The organism is Lentzea sp. DG1S-22 (genome assembly GCF_036321065.1).
GTDB lineage: Bacteria > Actinomycetota > Actinomycetes > Mycobacteriales > Pseudonocardiaceae > Lentzea > Lentzea jiangxiensis.
The window spans coordinates 408,514-428,956 of record NZ_CP143276.1 but is presented as its reverse complement, the minus strand read 5'-3'; the positions used below and the strand labels follow the sequence as shown (position 1 = coordinate 428,956).

Annotated in this window: 9 protein-coding genes; 8 read left to right on the top strand and 1 reads right to left on the bottom strand. The window is 72.2% G+C overall.

Features of this window, described 5'->3' with window-relative positions:
* Positions 1–10 precede the first annotated feature (10 nt).
* Genes V1227_RS02030 through V1227_RS02015 form a run of 4 tightly spaced genes read left to right on the top strand, consistent with a single transcriptional unit; the run spans position 11 to position 15,273 of the window.
* Positions 11–1,807 (top strand): ABC transporter ATP-binding protein, encoded by a 1,797-nt coding sequence (locus tag V1227_RS02030; RefSeq protein WP_329790689.1) that lies wholly within the window; start codon positions 11–13, stop codon positions 1,805–1,807.
* Between the two features lie 29 nt (positions 1,808–1,836).
* On the top strand, positions 1,837–12,639 hold the full coding sequence (locus V1227_RS02025; protein WP_329790688.1) for a non-ribosomal peptide synthetase: 10,803 nt from the start codon (positions 1,837–1,839) through the stop codon (positions 12,637–12,639).
* Positions 12,626–14,317 carry an ABC transporter ATP-binding protein gene (locus tag V1227_RS02020; RefSeq protein WP_329790687.1) on the top strand — a complete coding sequence of 564 codons (1,692 nt, stop codon included), beginning with the start codon at positions 12,626–12,628 and terminating at the stop codon, positions 14,315–14,317. Before V1227_RS02025 ends, V1227_RS02020 begins: the two co-directional genes overlap by 14 nt.
* A complete protein-coding gene (locus V1227_RS02015; protein WP_329790686.1) occupies positions 14,314–15,273 on the top strand; it encodes an alpha/beta hydrolase-fold protein in 960 nt (319 codons plus the stop codon). Before V1227_RS02020 ends, V1227_RS02015 begins: the two co-directional genes overlap by 4 nt.
* A gap of 249 nt (positions 15,274–15,522) precedes the next feature.
* Here the strand turns inward: V1227_RS02015 and V1227_RS02010 are convergent, their stop codons facing one another.
* A complete protein-coding gene (locus tag V1227_RS02010; protein WP_329790685.1) occupies positions 15,523–15,849 on the bottom strand; it encodes a YciI family protein in 327 nt (108 codons plus the stop codon).
* A gap of 171 nt (positions 15,850–16,020) precedes the next feature.
* On the opposite strand from V1227_RS02010, the gene V1227_RS02005 reads away from it, so the two are divergent.
* Genes V1227_RS02005 through V1227_RS01990 form a run of 4 tightly spaced genes read left to right on the top strand, consistent with a single transcriptional unit; the run spans position 16,021 to position 20,377 of the window.
* The gene (locus V1227_RS02005; RefSeq protein ID WP_329790684.1) at positions 16,021–17,091 is read left to right on the top strand and encodes a hypothetical protein; all 1,071 of its coding nucleotides are present in this window, start codon (positions 16,021–16,023) and stop codon (positions 17,089–17,091) included.
* Between the two features lies 1 nt (position 17,092).
* A complete protein-coding gene (locus V1227_RS02000; RefSeq protein ID WP_329790683.1) occupies positions 17,093–18,229 on the top strand; it encodes a toxic anion resistance protein in 1,137 nt (378 codons plus the stop codon).
* Entirely contained in the window at positions 18,226–19,827 is a 1,602-nt protein-coding gene (locus V1227_RS01995) for a vWA domain-containing protein (RefSeq protein WP_329790682.1), read from the top strand. Before V1227_RS02000 ends, V1227_RS01995 begins: the two co-directional genes overlap by 4 nt.
* The gene (locus V1227_RS01990) at positions 19,814–20,377 is read left to right on the top strand and encodes a hypothetical protein (protein WP_329790681.1); all 564 of its coding nucleotides are present in this window, start codon (positions 19,814–19,816) and stop codon (positions 20,375–20,377) included. Before V1227_RS01995 ends, V1227_RS01990 begins: the two co-directional genes overlap by 14 nt.
* Positions 20,378–20,443 lie beyond the last annotated feature (66 nt).

The window sequence follows — 20,443 nt, the reverse complement described above, 5'->3', positions numbered from 1 at the left end:
GAGGAACCCCGTGAGCACAATCCTGTCCGCGGCGCCGTCGAAGATCCTGCGCACGGCGTCCGGGCGGGAGGCCTCCCGGTGGATCCTCGACCACTGCCGCTCCGCCCCCGCCCTGCCGATCGCCACCGCGGTGGCGACGGTGGTGGGTGCGGTGCTGCAGATCGTCCCCGTCTTCCTGCTGGGCACCGTGGTGGACGGTGTCGTCGGCGGGCGTGACGCGTCGATCCTCTGGGCGATCGGCGTCGCGACGGTCGTGGCGGCGCTGGCCGGCGCGGTCATGACCGCGGTCTCGACCTACCTCGTCGGCCGCGTCGGCGCGGAGATGCTGGCGCGCCTGAGGGAAGGCGCCGTCCGCGCCGTGCTCGGGATGCCGAGCGCGCGGATCGAGGAGGTCGGCCGCGGCGACGTGCTCTCGCGCGTCGGTGACGACGTCGCCGTCATCTCCAAGGGCTTCCGCACGGCGATCCCGACGATCTTCTCGGCGACCGTGCTGGTCGTCATCGCCACGGCCGGCATGTTCGGCCTCGACTGGCGGCTCGGTCTCGCGGGCGCCTGCGCGCTGCCCGCCTACTGGCTGGCGCTGCGCTGGTACCTGCCCCGCTCGCAACCGCTCTACCGCGCCCGTTCCGAAGCCCAGGCCGACCGCGCCCAGGCGTTGATCAGCGGCCTCGACGGAATCGCGACCGTGCGGGCCTATCGCCTGGAAGACGCGTTCCGGGACAAGGTGACCGCCGAGTCGTGGCGGGTGCGCAACATCGGCATCGAGGTCTTCCGGTTCTTCGGGCGGTTCATCGGCCGGGAGAACCGCGCGGAGTTCATCGGGCTCGGCCTGATCATCGTCGTCGGCTACCTCCTGGTGACGAACGGGCAGTCCTCGCTCGGCCAGGTGTCCGTCGCGGCTCTGCTGTTCCACAAGCTCTTCGTGCCGCTCGGCCTGATCATGGCGTTCTTCGACGAGGCGCAGAAGTCCGGCGCCGGTCTGACGCGCCTGGTCGGTGTCCTCTCCGAGTCCGACGGCGACGACCTCGTGCGCAGCGCGGTGGCCGTCGACGCGGACGCCCGGCCCCTGCCGGTGTCGGTGCGCGGGCTTTCCTTCCGCTACCCCGAATCCGAGCACGACGTGCTGCGGGACGTCGACCTCGAGATCCCCGCCGGGACGTCGCTCGCGCTCGTCGGCGCCACGGGAGCCGGCAAGACGACGCTGGCCGCGCTCGTCGCGGGCACCGGCACGCCGTTGACCGGATCCGTGCACATCGGCGACTCGAACCTCGCCGACCTCGACGAGGCGGGCGCCCGCGCGCTGGTCAGCATCCTGACCCAGGAGGCCCACGTCTTCGCCGGCCCGCTCGCCGAGGACCTGCGGCTGGCCGCTCCCGACGCGACCGACGACGAACTGGTGGACGCGCTGCGGACCGTCGGCGCGGACACGTGGGTCTCAGCGCTGCCGCAGGGACTGCGGACCGATGTCGGCGAGGGCGGCGAACGCCTCGACGCGACCAAGGTCGCCCAGATCGCGCTGGCCCGGCTCGTGCTCGGCCGCTCCCCCGTCGTCGTGCTGGACGAGTCGACGGCCGAGGCGGGCAGCCAGGGTGCCGCCGCGCTGGAACGGGCGGCGCTCGCGGCCTGCCGCGGCCGCACCACGCTCCTGGTCGCGCACCGCCTGACGCAGGCGATCGCCGCCGACCGCGTCGCCGTCCTCGACGCGGGACGCGTTCTGGAGTACGGCACGCACGAAGAACTGGTGGCGCGTGACGGGCGTTACGCGGCACTTTGGGCCGCTTGGCGATTCGGAACCTCAAATACTTAGGTTAGGCTACCTTCACCGATCGTGAAGGGATGGCTGAGTCGTCGATGGAACAGATGGCCGAGCGTGACGTACTTCTTCCGACCGCCCGGATCGCCTCCGTTCGGCGCCGGGCGGGTGAGTACCCGCAGCGGACCATCGCCGTCGCGAGCGCCGTCGCGCTGCACCACTGGGCCGATCCGGCGTTCGGGGTCGACGGCTTCGAGCTCACGCCCGCCACGCCGTTCGGCGACCTGCTCGTGTGGGCCGACAAGGGACAGCGGTCCGACGTCGCGGAGACCCCGGACGGCTGGACGATCCCGCTCCCGGACGGCGTGGACGCCGCCGAGGCGCAACGGGTGCTCGACGACCTCGCGGAGTTCCCCAACCGCGCCATCGGCACGCTGACGTCGCAGACCGCGCAGGAGCGGCTCGCGGACCTGGCCCGCTGGAACGACAACGAGTTCCCGCGCGACCGGCCGTCCATCGTCGAGCTGTTCCGCGAGCAGGCCCGGCAGCGCCCCGACGCCGTCGCGATCAACGACGGCGACCGCGAGGTGACCTACGGCGAGGCGCTGGCCCGGTCCAGCCAGCTCGCCCGCCACCTGCTCGAGCGCGGTCTGGCCACCGAGCAGGTGGTCGGCATCTCGCTGGACCGCTCGGCCGAGATGGTGATCAGCCTGCTGGCCGTGCTGCAGGCCGGGGGCGCTTTCGTGCCGCTCGACCCGCAGTGGCCGGCGTCGCGCCGCGAGTCCGTGATCACCGACGCTCAGGTGGTGCTGCTCCTCGGCACCGGCCAGGAGGGCGAGCCTCCCGCGATCGCGGTCGACCTCGCCCGGTGGGACTTCTCCGGCTACTCCGGTGAGCCCGCGGACATCGCGGTCAAGGGCGCACAGCTCGCGTACGTCATGTTCACCTCCGGCTCGACCGGCCGCCCCAAGGGCGCGATGATCCGGCACGAGGCCATCAGCGAACGCCTGCTGTGGCAGGTGGACCAGATCCTCCACTTCGGACACTCCGACGCCTCGCTGTTCAAGGCGCCGCTGTCGTTCGACATCTCGATCAACGAGATCTTCCTGCCGCTGGTGTGCGGCGGGCGGACCGTCGTCGTGCGGTCCGGCGGCGAGCGCGACCCGCACCACCTGCTGCACACGATCGCCCGCCACCGCGTGACGTTCGTGTACCTGGTGTCGTCGATGCTGGACGTGCTGCTGAACATCGCGGGCGACGGGGAGCTCTCCAGCCTGCGGCACGTGTGGTGCGGCGGCGAGGTGCTCACGCCCGAGCTGTACGACCGGTTCCGCACGCAGCTCGACATCCCGATGTACCACGGCTACGGCCCCGCGGAGGCCACGATCGGCGTCTCGCACGTGATCTACCGCGGCGAGGCCGAGCGGCTGTCGACGTCCATCGGCAAGGCGAACCCGAACACCGACCTGTACGTGCTCGACGACGAGCTGCGGCCGTGCCCCGTCGGCGTCGGCGGCGAGCTCTACATCGGTGGTTTCCTGCTGGGCCGCGGTTACGTGAACGCACCGGGCCTGACGGCGTCGCGGTTCGTCGCGAACCCGTTCGCCTCCGACGGATCGCGCCTCTACCGGACCGGCGACCTGGCGCGGTTCGCCCCGGACGGCTCCCTCGACTTCCTCGGCCGCGTCGACAACCAGGTCAAGATCCGCGGCATGCGGCTCGAGCTGGAGGACGTCGAGGTCGCCCTGGCCGAGCACCCGCGGGTGCGCCACACCTGTGTCGTGGTCAGGAAGAACTCGGCCGGCGGCAACTACCTCGTCGGCTACGTCGTCCCGTCGGACGACGAGCTGACCGCGGACGCCGTGAAGCAGTGGGCGACCGAGCACCTCGTCGAGTACATGGTGCCGGCGCACGTCGTGGTGATGAGCGAGTTCCCGTTGACGCCCAACGGGAAGCTCGACCGCCGTGCGCTGCCGGAGCCGGCGGCCGAGACCGGTCCGGTGACCGCGGCCGAGAACGACGTCGAGGCGGCGATCTGCGCCGCCGCCGCGTCGGTGCTGCGGGTCGAGCAGGTCGGCGCCGACCAGGACTTCTTCGAGCTGGGCGGCGACAGCATCCTCGCGATCTCGCTGCTGTCCGCGCTGCGGGCCGAGGGCGTCTTCGTCACGGCCACCCAGATCTTCGTCCACCGCACGCCTCGCGCGCTGGCCGCCGTGGCGTCGCGTGACGGCGCGTCCACCGTGGACCACGACGACGTCCCGACCGGCCCGGTGGCAGGTCTGCCGATCGTGCAGTGGCTCGGCGAGACCACGGACGCGGTCGACGGGTTCGTGCAGTCGGTCGTGCTCAACACGCCCGAAGCGCTGACCGCCGACGCCCTGACGCGGATCCTCGACGCCCTGGTCGAGCGGCACGACATGTTGCGCGCCAAGCTGGTCCGCGGCGAACGCTGGTCGTTCGACATCCCGCAGGACGGACGGGCGCTGTGGGAGGAGAGCACCGCACCGCTGGAGGAGTGCGTCGCCGCGGCGACCCGGGGACTGGACCCCGACGCGGGCGTCATGCTGCGCGCGGTGTGGCGGTCCGAGGCCCGGCAGCTCGTGATCGTGATCCACCACGTCGTGGTCGACGGCGTCTCGTGGCGCATCCTGTTCGACGACCTCGCGCTGGCGTGGCAGCAGGTCTCGTCCGGTGCCGCGATCGAGCTGCGTCCGACCGGCACGTCGTTCCGGCGCTGGACGCAGCTGCTGGAGCAGGCGGACTTCGAGGCGGACCGCGCGTACTACGAACGCCCGCTGCCCGACACCGACCAGCTGCTGGGCCGGCGCGAGCTGCGCGAGACCGACGTCGTCGCCCACGAGCGGGTCCGCACGGTCAAGGTCGGTCCGGCGACCACCGCGGCGTTGCTGGGCGACGTGCCCGCGCTGTTCCACGCCAAGGTCAACGACGTGCTGCTGACCGGTCTGACGGTCGCGCTGGCGAAGTGGCGGCGCGGCAACGGGCAGGACCAGACCTTCGCGCACGTCGAGCTGGAGGGCCACGGCCGCGAGGGCCGGTTCGTACCGCTCGACCCCGACCTGTCCCGCACGGTCGGCTGGTTCACGACGCTGTTCCCGGTGGTCGTCGACCCCGTCGACGTCGACGACCTGCCGTCGGCGCTGAAGCGGGTCAAGGAGGACCTGGCCCGCGTGCCGAGCAACGGCGTCTCGTACGGGACGCTGAAGTACCTGGGACGCCACGACTTCGACGCCCCGCGGCCGCAGGTGCTGTTCAACTACCTGGGCCGGTTCGGCGGCGGCACCACCGGCGACTGGCGGCTCGCGGAGAACGCGGGCCAGCTCGGCGAGAAGCGCGACCCGGCGATGCGGCTGCCGCGGGCGCTCGAGTTCAACGCCTCCGCCGAACCCGGTGCGGACGGCGAGCTGGAACTGGTCACGGTGATCTCGTGGCCCTCGGGCATCTTCACCGACGCCGACACCGAGAAGATCGGCTCGTACTTCGTCGAGGCGCTGGAGGGCCTGGCGTCGCTGAGCGAGGGCGGCCACTCCCCCAGCGACTTCGACCTGGTGCCGCTCACGCAGGCCGACGTCGACGCGCTGGACTCCCCCGCGCTGCGGGACGTCCTGCCGCTGACGCCGTTGCAGGAGGGCCTCTACTTCCACTCGATCTTCGACGGCGAGTCGGCGCACCGCTACGTCGAGCAGCAGCTGCTGACCCTGACCGGCGCCGTGGACGCCCGCAGGCTCGAAGCGGCCGCGACCCGCCTGCTGGAGCTGTTCCCGAACCTCGCCGCCCGCTTCACCGGTCTCGCCGACGGCCGGGTCGTGTCGGTGCTGGAGTCCGGTGTCCGGCCGAGCTTCTCCACTGTGGACGGTCAGGGCATGACCGGGGAGGAGATCCGGGAGCACGCCGAACGCGACCGCGTCGCCGGGTTCGACCTCGCGACCGGTCCGCTGATGCGCTACACGCTGATCCGCACGGCACCGCAGCGGTTCGTGCTGATCCAGACAGTGCACCACATCATCGCGGACGGCTGGTCGGTGCCGCCGATGCTGCGCGCGCTGCTGGCCGAGTACGAGACCCCCGGTTCGGTGCACCCGCGTGGCGCCTACGCCGACTACGTGCGCTGGCTGGCCGACGCTGACGCCGAGGAGAGCGACCGGGTCTGGGCGTCGGAGCTCGCCGGGCTCACCTCGCCGTCGTTCGTGGCGGAGGGGCACACGGCGTCGGAGTCGTTCGCCGACATGGTGGTCGACGCGGCCCCGGACCTGGACGCCGCGGCGCGTGCCGCCGGTGTACCGCTGAGCGCCGCCGTGCACAGCGCCTGGGGCGTGACGCTGGGCGCGCTGCTGGGCAGCCGGGACGTCGTGTTCGGGTCGACGGTGTCCGGGCGCGACGCCGACGTGCCGGGCATCGACGAGATGGTCGGCCTGTTCATCAACACCGTCCCCGTGCGCGTCGGGTGGTCCGCGTCGTCGACCGCGCGCTCGTTGCTGGAGTCGGTGCGCGACCACCAGACCGCGGTGCTGCCGCACCAGCACGTGTCGCTGACCCGCATCGGACGGCTGGCCGAGCACGGCGGGGCGTTCGACACGCTCGTGGTGTTCGACGTCGCCACGGACGTGACCGCGCTGAAGGGGCCGTTCACGATCGAGGAGATCGTCAACGAGGGCGCGTCGCACTACCCGCTGACGCTGGTGGTCGAGCGGTCGCTGGACGGCGCGCTGCGCTTCAACCTGATCCACGACACGACCGTCGTGCGCGGCGAGGGTGCCCGCGCGATCGTGCGGGCGTTCTCGAACACGCTGGACTCGTTGCTGCACGGGGAAAGCGTTCCCACGCCGTCCTTCGGCACGGCGCGGGCCGCGGCCGAGGTCGAGCCGGCCACGCTGGCGGAGCTGTTCGACGCGGCGGCTTCGCGCGACCCGTCCGCGCGGGCCGTGACGATGTGCCACCTCGACGGCAGTGCCGAGGGCCTGTCGTACGGGATGCTGGCCGACGCCAAGAACCGGCTCGCCCGGACCCTGGTCAACGCCGGGGTCGGGCCGCGCCACCGGGTCGCGGTCGCCATCGGGCGTTCGCTGGAGCAGGTCGTCGCGCTGGTCGGCATCGTGTCGGCCGGCGGCGCGTACTTGCCGCTGGACCTCGCGTACCCCGACGAGCGCCTGCGGTACGTCCTCGCCGACTCGGCACCGCAGGTCGTGCTGGTCGAGGCCGAGCACCGGGAGCGCTTCGAGCGCCTGCTCGCGGCGGCCGGCGTGGCGGCACGGGTGCTGGTGCACGGCGAGGAGGTCCCAGGAGACGCGCCGCTGCCTTCGTTCGACTGGCGCACCCCGGCGTACGTGATCTACACGTCCGGCTCGACCGGCAAGCCCAAGGGCGTCGTCGTGTCGCACGCCAACGTCGTGGCGCTGCTCGCGAACACCCAGCCGGACATGGACTTCGGCCCGGACGACGTGTGGACGCAGTTCCACTCGTACTCGTTCGACTTCGCGGTCTGGGAGCTGTGGGGCGCCCTGGTCCACGGCGGCGAGCTGCTCGTCCCCGACCACGCCCTGACCCGCTCCCCGGTCGACTTCCACGCCCTGGTCCGTGCGCGCGGGGTCACCGTGCTGAACCAGACGCCGTCGGCGTTCTACCAGTTCGTCGAGGCGGACAGGCTCGGCGAGCCGCTGACCGCGCTGCGCCGCGTGATCTTCGGCGGTGAGGCGCTGGAGCTGTCGCGCATCTCCGGCTGGGTCGAGCGCTACGGCACCTCTCGGCCCGAGCTCGTGAACATGTACGGCATCACCGAGACCACGGTCCACGTGACGCACCGCGTGCTGGAGCCGGCGGACTTCACGTCCGGCCGCGAGGTCAGCCCGATCGGCGGCCCCATCCCGGGCCTGCGCACGTACCTGCTGGACCCGTCGCTGCGCCCGGTCGCCCCGGGCCAGGTCGGCGCGATCTACGTGTCCGGCCCGCAGCTGTCGCTCGGCTACCACGGCAAGCCGTCGCTGACGTCGGCGCGTTTCGTGGCGGACCCGTTCGCGGGCGACGGCTCGCGCATGTACAACTCGGGCGACCTGGCCCGGCGCGCGCTGGACGGCTCGCTGGAGTTCGTCGGCCGCGCCGACGACCAGGTGCAGCTCAAGGGTTTCCGCATCGAGCTCGGCGAGGTCGAGTCGGCCCTGCGCGCCGTCCCCGGTGTCGTCGACGCGGCCGTGACGGTGGCGGACTCCCTCGACCACCTCGTCGCGCACGTCGTGGGATCGCCTGCTTCCGACGTCGCGACTGTGCTCTCGTCGAAGCTGCCCGCGCACATGGTGCCGCAGCGGTTCCTCCCGCTTGTCGCGCTGCCGCTGACGGTGAACGGGAAGCTGGACCGCAAGGCCCTGCAGGAGCGGGCCAGGGTCGCGGACGAACCGGCCGCGGTGCCGGTCGCTTCGCCCGCGCTGGACTCCCTGGTCGGCATCTTCGCCGACGTGCTGCCCGGGGTGCCGGTCGACGCGGACACGGACTTCTTCGTGGCAGGCGGGGACAGCATCATCGCGATCGGCGTGGTGAACAGGGCGCGTGCGGCCGGGTTGCGGCTCACGCCTCGCGATCTGTTCCTGCACAAGACCCCGCGCGCCCTGGCCGCCGCCGTGGCCCCGGCTGCCGCGGATGCTCCGGTGGCCGCTGTCCCCGAGGTCGCGGACGGGCCCGTGGTCGCGACGCCGATCGTGCTGCGGCAGCGGGAGCTGGGCGGGGACCTCCGGTTGTTCGCGCAGGCGCGGCAACTGCCGTGCGCGAGCCTCGCCGACGCCGAACGGGCCGCACGGGCCGTGGTGAAGACGCACGCGGCGCTGCGGATGCGGCTCACGGTCGAGCACGGCGTGTGGTCGTTGGGCATCGATCCGGACGCGCGGGCGGGGTCCGTCGTCACCGCCACCGGGGACCTCGGCACCGCCGCCGACCAGGCAGCCCGCCGCCTCGACCCCGAGTCCGGCGTCCTGACCGCCTTCACCTGGCTGGAAGACTCGAAGACCCTGGTCGTCGTCGTGCACCACCTGGCCGTGGACGCCGTCTCCTGGCTGATCCTCCTCGACGACATCGCCGCGGCCGTGCGGGGCGAAGACCTCGCCCCGACCACCACCCCGTTCAGCGCCTACGCGAGCGCCCTGACCCTCCAGGCGCAGTCCGGCACCGACCTGCGCCACTGGGTCGAGGTGCTGGACACCCCGCCGCTGACCCCGCGGATCGGCGCCCAGCGCGAAGTCACCGTCACCCTGTCGGCCGACATCACCGACCGGGTGGTGCGCACCGCTCCGCAGGCCCTCGGCGTCGGTCTGACGGAGCTGCTGTGCGGCGCGCTGCGCACCGCGCTGACCGAGATCCAGGGCACGCCCACGGACCTCGTGGTCGAGCTCGAACGCCACGGCCGTGTGCCGGTTCTGGACCACCACGACTACACGCGCACAGTCGGCTGGTTCACCTCCATCGCGCCGGTGAAGCTCAGCCCGCACACCGACCCGATCGAGGCCGCACGGGAGCTCGTGGCGCGGCAGCCGGACGAGGAGCGGCACGTCGGGTTCGGGCGGTTGCGGTACCTCAACCCGCAGACCGCGCCGGTGCTGGCCGCGCTGCCGCGGCCGCAGGTGCTGTTCAACTACCTCGGGCGCGGCAGCGAGTCGCAGGCCCTGCACCTCGACACGGGTTCTCAGCCGAGCCCGTACGCGGTCGAGGTGAACTGCTGGGCCGACACGACGACCGGGAGCCTCAAGGCCACGTTCGCGCTCTCCGAGGACGTGTCGGACGAGATCGCGGCGCGGTGGCTGCTGGCGCTCGAACGGATCGCGGACACCTCGGTCACGACTACCCGCACCGCGCCGTTGTCACCGTTGCAGCGAGGTCTGTACTTCCAGGCCCTCAGCAGCAGCGGCGGCCATTACGTCGCGCAGAGCTACTTCGCGTTCGACCGGCGGCTCGACACCGACGCCCTGGCGAAGGCCGTGCGGCACGTCATCGCCAAGCACCCCGTCGTGGGTGCCGGGTTCGCGGACGAGGACGGCACGCCGGTCCAGGTCATCACGCCCGGCGGCGAGGCGGAGGTCCGCGTGGTCGACGTCCTGAACCACGACACCGTCGAGGCGATGCGGACCGAGGACCGCGCCCGGGGCTTCGACCTCGAACGGCCTCCGCTCGTGCGGCTCACCGTGCTGCGGCTGCCGGACGGCACGGACGCGTTGCTGCTCAGCTACCACCTGCTGCTGTGGGACGGGTGGTCGCGCGAGATCGTGCTGCGCGACCTGTTCGGCGCCTACCGGGCGTTCCTGAACGGCGACCAGCCCGACACCACGCCGGCGCCGAGCTTCGAGAACTACTGCCACGCGCTCACGGCCAAGGACCAGCAGGCCGCGGAACGGTTCTGGGCGGGGTACCTCGCGGACCTGCCGGGGCCGACGCTGCTGAGCGACGGGTCCACTTCGGACTCGCTGCCGACGAAGATCGTGCGCACGTTGTCCGAAGAGGACTCCGACCTCGTGCGCAAGACGGCCGGCAGGTACGGCGTCACGCTGAACTCCGTCGTCACGGGCGCTCTCGGCCTGCTGCTCGGCAGCGAGACCGGGCGGGGTGACGCGGTCTTCGGCGTCACGGTCTCCGGGCGCGAGGAGGAGGGCACCGAGGACATCGTCGGCGTGCTGCTCAACACCGTGCCGATGCGCGTGTCCGCCCGTCCGCACGACACCGTGGCCGAGTTCCTCGCGAGCGTGCAGGCGTCGCGGGTCGACGCGATGGAGCACGAGCACGTCGGGCTGGGCGAGATCCAGCGGGCCAGCGGCCACGACCAGCTCTTCGACACCCTGTTCGTGCTGCAGAACTTCCTGGACGACAGCACGTTCGACGAGCTCAACCGCGCCAACGGCATCGTCGGCCACGAGTCGGAGGACTCGACGCACTACCCGTTCACCTGGGTCGTGACGCCGGGCCGCCGGCTGACGGTCAAGCTTGAGTACCGGCCGGAGGTCACCGCTCCCGCGCGGGCCGAGCGCCTGTTCGACGAGTACCTGCGGATCCTGCGGGACCTCACCGCCGACGGGCCGCTGGGCGCGATCGCGGGCACCGGTCCGCAGCCGGAGCTCAACCCGGCCAACGACTTCGGCACCCTCACGGTGGTCGACCTGTTCGACGAGGCGGCCGACCGCGACCCCGACCGGGTCGCTCTCGTGGCGCACGGCCGGTCGATGACGTTCGCGGAGCTCAGGGACCGCAGCCGCCACCTGGCCGGGGTGTTGTCCGCCAAGGGGATCGGCGTAGAGACGTCGGTCGCCATCGCGGTGCCCCGGTCGCTGGACTGGGTCGTCGCGCTGTTCGGCATCCTGCGCTGCGGCGCGGCCTACGTGCCGTTGGAGCTCGACCACCCGGACGAGCGGATCGCCGCGATCATCGAGGACGCCCGGCCGTCACTGGTGATCACGACGAGCGCGGTGGCGCCCCGGATCTCGGGGCCCGTGTTCGAGCTCGACGAGCCGTGGCCGGACGCCGAGCCGGTGACCACGTTCGAACCGGAGAACCCGAACCGGCTCCGGCACGCGGCCTACACGATCTACACGTCCGGCTCGACCGGCAAGCCCAAGGGCGTGGTGACCGAGTACGCGGGCCTGACCAACATGCTGGTGAACCACCAGCGGCGGATCTTCGAGCCGGTGCTGGCCGAGCACGGGCACCGGACGTTCCGGATCGCGCACACCGTGTCGTTCGCCTTCGACATGTCGTGGGAGGAGCTGCTCTGGCTCGCCGACGGCCACGAGGTGCACATCTGCGACGAGGAACTGCGACGCGACGCCACCGGGCTGGTCGAGTACTGCCAGGAGCACGAGATCGACGTCATCAACGTGACGCCGACCTACGCGCAGCAACTGGTGGCCGAGGGGCTCCTCGACGGCGAGCACAAGCCGGCGCTGGTGCTGCTGGGCGGTGAGGCGGTCACGCCGACGCTGTGGCAGCTGCTCGCCGACACCCCCGGCGTGGTCGGCTACAACCTCTACGGGCCGACGGAGTACACGATCAACACGCTCGGCGTCGGCACGTTCGACTGCGTCGACCCGGTGGTCGGCGTGGCGATCGACAACACCGACGTCCACGTCCTCGACCCGTGGCTGCGGCACGTGCCGGACGGGGTCGCGGGCGAGCTGTACGTGAGCGGTGTGGGCATCGCGCGCGGCTACCTCGGCCAGCCGGGGCAGTCCGCGGAACGGTTCGTGGCGTGCCCGTGGGCGCCCGGCCAGAGGATGTACCGGACGGGCGACCTCGTGATCCGGCGCCCCGACGGCAACCTGCTCTACCTCGGGCGCACCGACAAGCAGGTCAAGATCCGCGGCCACCGCGTCGAGCTGGGCGAGGTCGAGGCGCGGTTCGCCGCGCACCCGGACGTCCGGTTCGTCGCCGCCGTCGCGCAGGCCGACCCGCAGGTCGACGGCGCCCACCGGCTCGCGGCCTACCTGGTCCTGGCCGACGGGGCGGACATCCCGCGAATCGCCACCGAGGTGGGCGCGGGCATGCCGGACTACCTGCGGCCCACGCACTACGCCGCGGTGGAGGCGATCCCGCTCACGGTCAACGGCAAGGCGGACACGTCGGCCTTGCCCGAGGCCCGTCCGCTCGGCACGCTGATGACCAAGGCCGAGGACCGGGAGCTGACCGAGACCGAGACGCTCGTCCGCGAGATGTTCGCGGAGGCGCTCGACCTCGACGAGGACGAGGTGGGCATGGCGAGCGGTTTCACCGAGCTGGGCGGGCACTCGATGCTCGCCGTGCGGCTCATCGGCCTGCTGCGCCGCGAGTTCGGCCCCGTCGTCACGATCCGAGACCTGCTGTCCCTCTCCACCCCCGAAGCGATTGCGCGCCACGTTGACGAACACTGAAGTCCGCACCGGCAGGGAGATCCTGCGGATCGCCCTGCGCCGCAACCGCGGCGCCATGACGGCCGGGACCCTGCTCATGGGGTCCTACCAGGCAGCCGAGACCGCCGTGCCGATCCTGCTCGGCGTGATCGTCGAGTACGCGCTGCGCGGCGGCCGGCTCAGCTCGCTCGGCCTCGCGCTGCTGGCGCTCGGGCTCGTCATGGCGACGGTGTCGTACTCGTGGCGGTTCGGCATGCGCATCCTGCAGAAGGCGAACACCACGGAGGCGCACCGGTGGCGGGTCGCGGTCGCCGACCGCGGTCTGCAGCCGGTCGCCCGCGAGATCGACCTGAAGTCCGGTGAGGTCCTCACCGTCGCCACCGAGGACGCCGACCAGACGGCGGACATCATCGAGGTGGTGCCGCTGCTGATCAGCTCGCTGGTCTCGGTGGTGATCACCGGCGTCGTGCTGGCGGTCATCAGCGTGCCGCTCGGCGTGCTGGTCTTCGCCGGCACGGTGGGCATCCTGAGCGTGCTGGGCGTCCTGTCCCGGCGGATCGGCGCGAAGACGCAGGTGCAGCAGGCGAAGGTGGCGCGGGCCGGGGCCAAGGTGTCCGACCTGATCGCGGGTCTGCGGCCGCTGCACGGTTTCGGCGGCAGCTACGCGGCCTTCCAGGCGTACCGGAAGGTGAGCACCGAGGCCAAGGAGCAGTCGATCGTCGTGGCGCGCGTGAACGGCGTCTACGCCGGTGTGTCGCTGGCGCTGAACTCGGTGCTGGCGGCGGCGGTCACGCTGTGGGCGGGCCTGCTGACGTTCCGGGGCGACATCACCATCGGTCAGCTCGTGATGGTCGTCGGGCTCGCGCAGTTCCTGATCGAGCCGCTGAAGCTGTTCTCCGAGATGCCCAAGTACGTGATGATCGCGCGGGCGTCGGCGGAACGGATGGCGCTGGTCCTGGCCGCGCCGGCCCGCATGACGCCGGGCGTCGAGGAACCGGACCCGGACAGCGGCCTCGAACTCTCGTCGGTCACCCACGGGACGTTGCGGGACTTGACGTTCTCGGTCGAGCCCGGTGAGTTCGTGGCGATCGCGGCCTACCAGCCGCAGGCCGCGGCCGAGCTGGTGTCGGTGCTGTCCGCCGACGTGCCGCCGTCGTCGTACGAGGGTGTCGTGCGGGTGGGCAAGCACGAGGTCGCGTCGCTGTCGATCGAGAGCCTGCGCACCCACCTGCTGGTGAACCCGTCGCACCACGAGGTGTTCGCGGGCACCCTGCGCGAGAACGTCGACCCGTCCGGCACCAGCACGTCGGTGGAGGAGGCGGTGTCCGCCGCGATGCTGACCGACGTGGTGGCGCTGCACTCCGAAGGCCTCGACTACGCCGTCCGCGACCGCGGAGCGAACCTGTCCGGCGGCCAGCGCCAGCGCCTGTCCCTGGCCCGCGCGCTGGCCGCGGACCCGCGGATCCTGGTGCTGCACGACCCGACGACGGCCGTCGACGCGGTGACCGAGCAGCTCATCGCCCGCAACCTCGCCGAGCTGCGCCGCGGCCGCACGACGGTCGTGATCACGAGCAGCCCCGCGCTGCTCGACGCCGCCGACCGGGTGGTCGTCCTCGACGGCGGCACGGTGACCTCCGAGGGCACGCACCGCGACCTGCTCGGCCGCGACTCCTCCTACCAGCTGGCGGTGGCCCGATGACGAGGTTCGAGTGGCGCGGAGGGCCCGCGGAGCTCAGGTTCGAGGACGTGCTTGCCCCGGTCGAGCTGCGGCACGAGGAAGGCGACCTCTTCGCCGCCGAGGTCGAGATGCCACCCCGGCTGCGCGTGACGTACCACTTCGCCGACGCCGACGGCGAGGAGCACGCCGACCCGTCGAACCCGGCGGGAGCGGGTCCGAACCGGTCGATCTTCACGACCCCGGACCTCGAGCCGCAGCCGCACTGGCCCGTCGTCGGACCCGACGAGGTGCTGGACGTTCCGTCGCTGCGCATCCGGTGGACCGGGGCGTTGGGGCGCAAGACGGTGCGCGTGCACCAGGGCGGCGAGCCGGTCGTGCTGCTGCTCGACGGCGACGACTGGATGTACGCGCACCCCGCTCTCGCCGCCTTCGAGTCCGCGGTGAAGAACGGCGAGATGCCGCCGGCGACGCTGGTTTTCCTCCCCACACCCCGTGATCGCGCCGCCGAGTACAGCTCACCCGAGCTGTGGCAGGCGATCCGGGACGAGTTGCTGCCGCTGCTGGCGCGCAACGACGTGGCGGTCGACCTCTCGCGGTTCGTGGTCGCCGGGCAGAGCCTGGGCGGTCTCAGCGCCTTCCGGGCGGCGCTGGACTTCCCGGACCTCGTGACACGGGTGGCGTGCCAGTCGGGGTCGTTCTGGTGGGCCCGCGACCTGCCGGACCGGGGCCTGTCCCTGGACGGGCCCGCCGGTGGGGACACCGCCGAACGCCTGAGCGCCCTGCCGGACCTGTCGGGGCTGCGGGTGGCGTTCGACGTCGGCGAGCACGAGCCTCGCATGCACCGGCACTGCTCGGCCGTGGAGGAGCTCGCGGCGCAGGCGGGTGCGGCGGTGCGGGTGAACCGGTCGCCGTCCGGGCACGACCGGGCGGGCTGGCGGCACGCGCTGGTGCGCGACGTGGCCTGGTTGCTGAGCTGAGCAGGAGCCTGTCGGGAGACCGCCCCCTGCTCGCTCAGGGCCGGCACACCGACCACCCACCGGCTGGCGAACGCGTCCAGGGCGACCTGGGGAGGTCGTGGCCTGGAGCAGCACCGACCTGATGACGTCGACTTCGAGGACGTGGGAGTTCTGATCAGCCAACGTTGAGGTAGCCGTGCACGTTGACCTGGTCGGGTTGTCAACGACTGGCTTTGTCCTCAGTGGACGATCAGTCGGGCGCGGCCGAGGTCACCCCTGCGTCAGCGGCCACACCTCGACGACCCCGTGCGCGACCGCGCACGGAGTCCCGGACACCATCCGGACCGCCTCCTCCACCGAGTCGGCCTCGATGATCGCGAACCCCGCGACGGGCAGGTCCGACCTCAGGAACGCCCCTTCCACCACCGCCACGCCCGCCCCACCGGGGTTGCGCACCTGCACGGGCGCCCCGGCGATGCCCATCTGCGCTCCCGCCGCCCGCAGCCGGTCGTCGTGCGCGTGCGCGGCATCGCGGACCGCCGGGTCGGTCCGGTCGTGGTCCGAGCGCTCCCCGTAGCCGATCGTCACGAACTTCACCGCTGAACCTCCTTCGTCCGGAACCCTTCACCGGTACCGACTCCCCGGCCGCGCGGAACTCATCGGCACGTTCACCGACTGTTCACCCCACGGCTGCCACCACCCCCCTCGCGACGGCGTCGAAGTGGCGAAAGATCTGTTCTCCGACAGGGTTTTCCGCAGGGGTGGGAAGTGAAGAGAACGCTCGGCATCGGCCTCGCGGTCGTGCTGCTCGCGGGTGTGGTGACCGCGATCGTCCTCGGTCAGGGCGACGGGGCCGCCGGCCTCCGGACCGTGCGCGGGGTGATCGGCTCGGAGAAGCTCGCGTTCTTCGCCGACCAGCGGGTCAGGGACGTGTTCGCGAGGCACGGGCTGGTGGTCGAGGTGGACCCGGCCGGGTCGCGGCAGATCGCGACGGCGACCGACCTCGGCCCGTACGACTTCGCGTTCCCGTCGAGCGCGCCGGCGGCCGAGAAGATCCAGCGCGACCGCAAGGCCGCGCGGACGTACGCGCCGTTCTCCTCGCCGATGGTGGTCGCGACGTTCGCCCCGATCGTCGACCTGCTCGACCGGGCGGGCGTGGTGAAGTCCGGGCCGGGCTACCGGACGTTCGACGTGCAGGCCTACCTGGCGATCGCGGCGACCGGGACGCGGTGGGACCAGCTGCCCGGCAACAGCTCCTACCCCGCGCGGAAGAACCTGCTCGTCACCACGACCGACCCGCGCGACTCGAACTCGGCGGCGATGTACCTCGCGATCACGTCGTTCGTCGCCAACGGCGGTGTCGTGAGCAGCCCGGACGCCGAGGCGAAGGTGCTGCCGGCGGTGTCGAGGCTGTTCCTGGAGCAGGGGTACACGCAGAGCAGCACCGAGGGGCCGTTCGAGGACTACCTGTCCGCGGGGATGGGCAAGACGCCGCTCGTGCTCGCGTACGAGGCGCAGTTCGTCGACCGGGTGGTGCGCGGCGACTCGACGGTCCGGCCGGAGATGGAGCTGCTCTACCCGGCGCCGACGGTGTTGTCCAAGCACACGCTCGTGCCGCTGCGCGAGGCCGGTGACCGGGTCGGGCAGCTGCTCCAGACCGACGCCGAGCTGGGACGGCTCGCGGCGGCGTTCGGGTTCCGCACGGCCGACCCGAAGCACTTCGACGACGTCGTGCGGGAGAAGCAGCTGACCGTGCCGCGGACGATCGTGGACGTGGTCGAGCCGCCCGCGCACGAGACGCTCGAGCGGATGCTCGAGGCGATCGCGAAGCAGTACTGACGTGGCCGACTTCGTCCTGACCCCACCGGAACCCGCCGAACCCGTGCCCGCCGACCGCGTCGCCGGGCTGATCCCCGTCGTCGGCTCCGCCGAGCTGTCCTCGCGCGCCGAGGCGTTCGTCGCCGCGCTGGGTGCCGTCGACCCGCGGTCCCCCGACTTCGGCCGGATCGTGGACGAGGCGCTGGTCCTCGGCGAGGCGGAGATGCGCGTGGCGGCGCAGATCGCGGGCAGGATGCTCGACCGCACGCTGGCGTCCGTCTCGTCACCGCTCGGCGCACAGGTCTCGACGAGCCTCGCCGAGCTGCGCCGCTCGGTGCGCGAGCTCGACCCGCGGGACCTGGGCAAGCTCACCGGCCGCAAGGTCCTGGGGTTCCTCCCCGGCGGCAACGCGGCGAAGGGGCTGCTGGCACGGCTGCGGGCGGCGGACGAGCCGGTCAACCGGATCGTGCTGAGGCTGAGGTCGAGCCAGGACGCCCTCAAACGCGACAACGCGGCCATCAAGGGCGAGCGGCAGCGGTTGTGGGACCTGATGACCGAGCTGTCCCGGGCCTCCGCCCTGGCCGCCGAGATGGACGAGGCCGTCGAACGCCAGGCAGCGATCCTCGACCTCGCCGAACCCGAGCGCGCCGAGGCGTTGCGCGCGGACGTCCTCTTCGGACTGCGGCAACGACGTCAGGACCTGCTGACCCAGCTCGCCGTGTGCGCACAGGGGTACCTGGCGCTGGACGTCGTGCGGCGCAACAACGACGAACTGGTCAAGGGCGTCGAACGAGCCGTCACCACGACGGTGACGGCGCTGCGGATCGGTGTCGCGGTCGCGGCGGCACTGGCCGGGCAGCGCGAGGTGGTCGACCAGGTCGACGCCGTGCGCGGGCTCACCGACTCGATCCTGAAGTCCAACGCGGCCCTGCTGTCCTCTCAGGGGCAGGACGTCCAGCGCATCGCCGCCACCCCCGCCGTCGGTGTCGAGGCGGTGCGGACGTCGTTCGACCAGATCTACGCCGCGATCGACGCGATCGACACCTTCAAGGCCCGCGCGGCCGACTCCCTGTCGAGCACGGTCACCGCGCTCGACGCCGAGATCCGCCGCGCCCACGACCACCTGAGCCGCGTGCGCGGCGCCGAGGAGCAAGCATGATCCGCCATCTCCTCCCCGCGGCCGCCGTCGTGGCGCTGCTGGCGGGGTGTTCCGACTCCCCCGACCCGGCGAAACCCGTCGGCGACGCCGAACCCGGCACGCTGCGCGTCCTCGCCGGCAGCGAGCTGGCCGACCTCCAGCCGGTCCTCGACGAGGCCGCCAGGGCCACCGGCGTCAGCGTGAAGTTCAGCTTCACCGGCACGGTCGAGGGCGCCGAGAAGGTCGCGAGCGGCGCGGCCGAGCAGGGCTTCGACGCCGTCTGGTTCTCCTCCAACCGCTACCTCGAACTCGTGCCGGACGCCCAGAAGCGGCTCGGCACGCCGACCAAGGTCATGTCGTCCCCCGTCGTGCTCGGACTGCCCGCCGCGAAGGTCAAGGAGCTCGGCTGGGACGGCAGGCGCGTCGGCTGGGCCGAGATCGCCGAGGCGGCCGGGGCGCGGAAGTTCACCTACGGCATGACCGACCCGTCCGCCTCCAACTCCGGGTTCTCCGCGCTGGTCGGCGTCGCGGCCGCGTTGTCGGGATCGGGTTCGGCACTGGACGCGGCGCGGATCGACGCGGTCGCGCCGCAGCTCAAGCAGTTCTTCTCGGCGCAGACGCTGTCGGCGGGCTCGTCGGGCTGGCTGTCCGAGGCCTACACGAGGCGCGCCAGGGGCGAGGACCCCGGTGCCGGCGTGGACGGTCTGATCAACTACGAGTCGGTGCTGCTGTCGCTGCCCGAGCCGTTGACCCTGGTCTACCCGAGCGACGGGGTGGTGACCGCGGACTACCCGCTGACGCTGCTCACCTCGGCGTCGGCGGAAGCCCGTGAGGCGCACCGGAAGCTGTCGGACCACCTCCGCGGCGCCGACGTCCAGCGCAGGATCGTGGAGACCACCCACCGCCGACCCGCCGTGCCGCAGGTGCGGCTCGGTGACGAGTTCGCCGTCAGGGACCTGGTGGAGCTCCCGTTCCCGGGCAGCCAGTCCGCTGTGGACGGTCTGATCACCACGTACTTCGACCAGTTGCGCCGCCCGTCCCGCACGCTCTACGTGCTCGACACCTCCGGGTCGATGCAGGGCGACCGCATCGAGGGCCTGCGCCAGGCGTTGACCGGCCTGACCGGGGCCGACGAGTCGCTGGCAGGCAGGTTCAGCCGGTTCCACGGCCGCGAGCAGGTGACCCTGCTGCCGTTCAGCAGCACCGCGCGGTCGCCGCTGACCTACGAGGTGCCGCAGGACGACCCGCGGCCGGTCCTCGACCGGATTCGCTCGACGGCGACCTCGCTCGACGCGGCCGGCGGCACGGCGATCTACAGCAGCCTGCGCGGCGGTTACGACGTGCTGCGCCGGCAGGTCGACGCCGATCCGGACAGGTTCACGTCGATCGTGCTCATGACCGACGGCGAGAACACCGGCAGTGAGGACGTCGGCGACTTCCGGCTGTTCCACCAGGCCCTGCCGAACGACCTCAAGGGTGTCCCGATCTTCCCGGTGCTGTTCGGCGAGAGCGCGACCGCCGAGATGGAGCAGGTGGCGAAGATGAGCGGCGGCAAGGTGTTCGACGCCCGCAGCCGCTCGCTCTCCTCCGCCTTCAAGGAAATCCGTGGCTATCAGTAGGTACCTCGCCTCCTGGAAGAACCTCGCGGGCTGCGCCGGCGGCCTGATCGGCCTGGGGCTGCACCTCGCCGGGCTGGCCGGCTCCTACTGGCTGCTCGTGGTGGCGGGCCTGTACGGCGTGGGCGCCCTGGCCGCGCCACCCGAGCGGATCACCCTCGTGACCGACCCGGAGGAGGAAGCCGGCGCGCTGCGGTCGGAACTGGACGCGCTGGTGGACCGGGTGGCAGGCCTGCGCGTGCCCGCCGAGGCCGTGCCGAGGCTCGCGGAGGTCGCCGAGGTGCTGCGCGGCATGCTGGACCGCCCGCGCGAGCTGCGCGCGGACCCGGACGCCCTGCACGCCGTCACCCGGCTCGTCGGCACGGACCTGCCGCTGTCCGTGCAGTCGTACCTGAACCTGCCGTGGTGGTACGCCGCCGCACGCGGTTCGGGCGCGGAACTGCTCCGGCAGCTGGACCTGCTGCACGCCGACGCGATCAGCGTGGCGGAGCGGTTCCACGCGGCCGACGCGCAACGGCAGGCCGACCACACCCGCTACCTGGAGGATCGCTGAGTCCTCTGCGGACTCGAGGGCGCAGACCGGCGCCGGAGTCGCAGCACGGCACATCACCGAGAAGTA

Bases quoted from the DNA above. Each gene is read 5' to 3' on its own strand.
- V1227_RS02025 (WP_329790688.1), top strand. From the start codon at position 1,837: ATGGCTGAGTCGTCGATGGAACAGATGGCCGAGCGTGACGTACTTCTT.
- V1227_RS02015 (WP_329790686.1), top strand. From the start codon at position 14,314: ATGACGAGGTTCGAGTGGCGCGGAGGGCCCGCGGAGCTCAGGTTCGAG.
- V1227_RS01995 (WP_329790682.1), top strand. From the start codon at position 18,226: ATGATCCGCCATCTCCTCCCCGCGGCCGCCGTCGTGGCGCTGCTGGCG.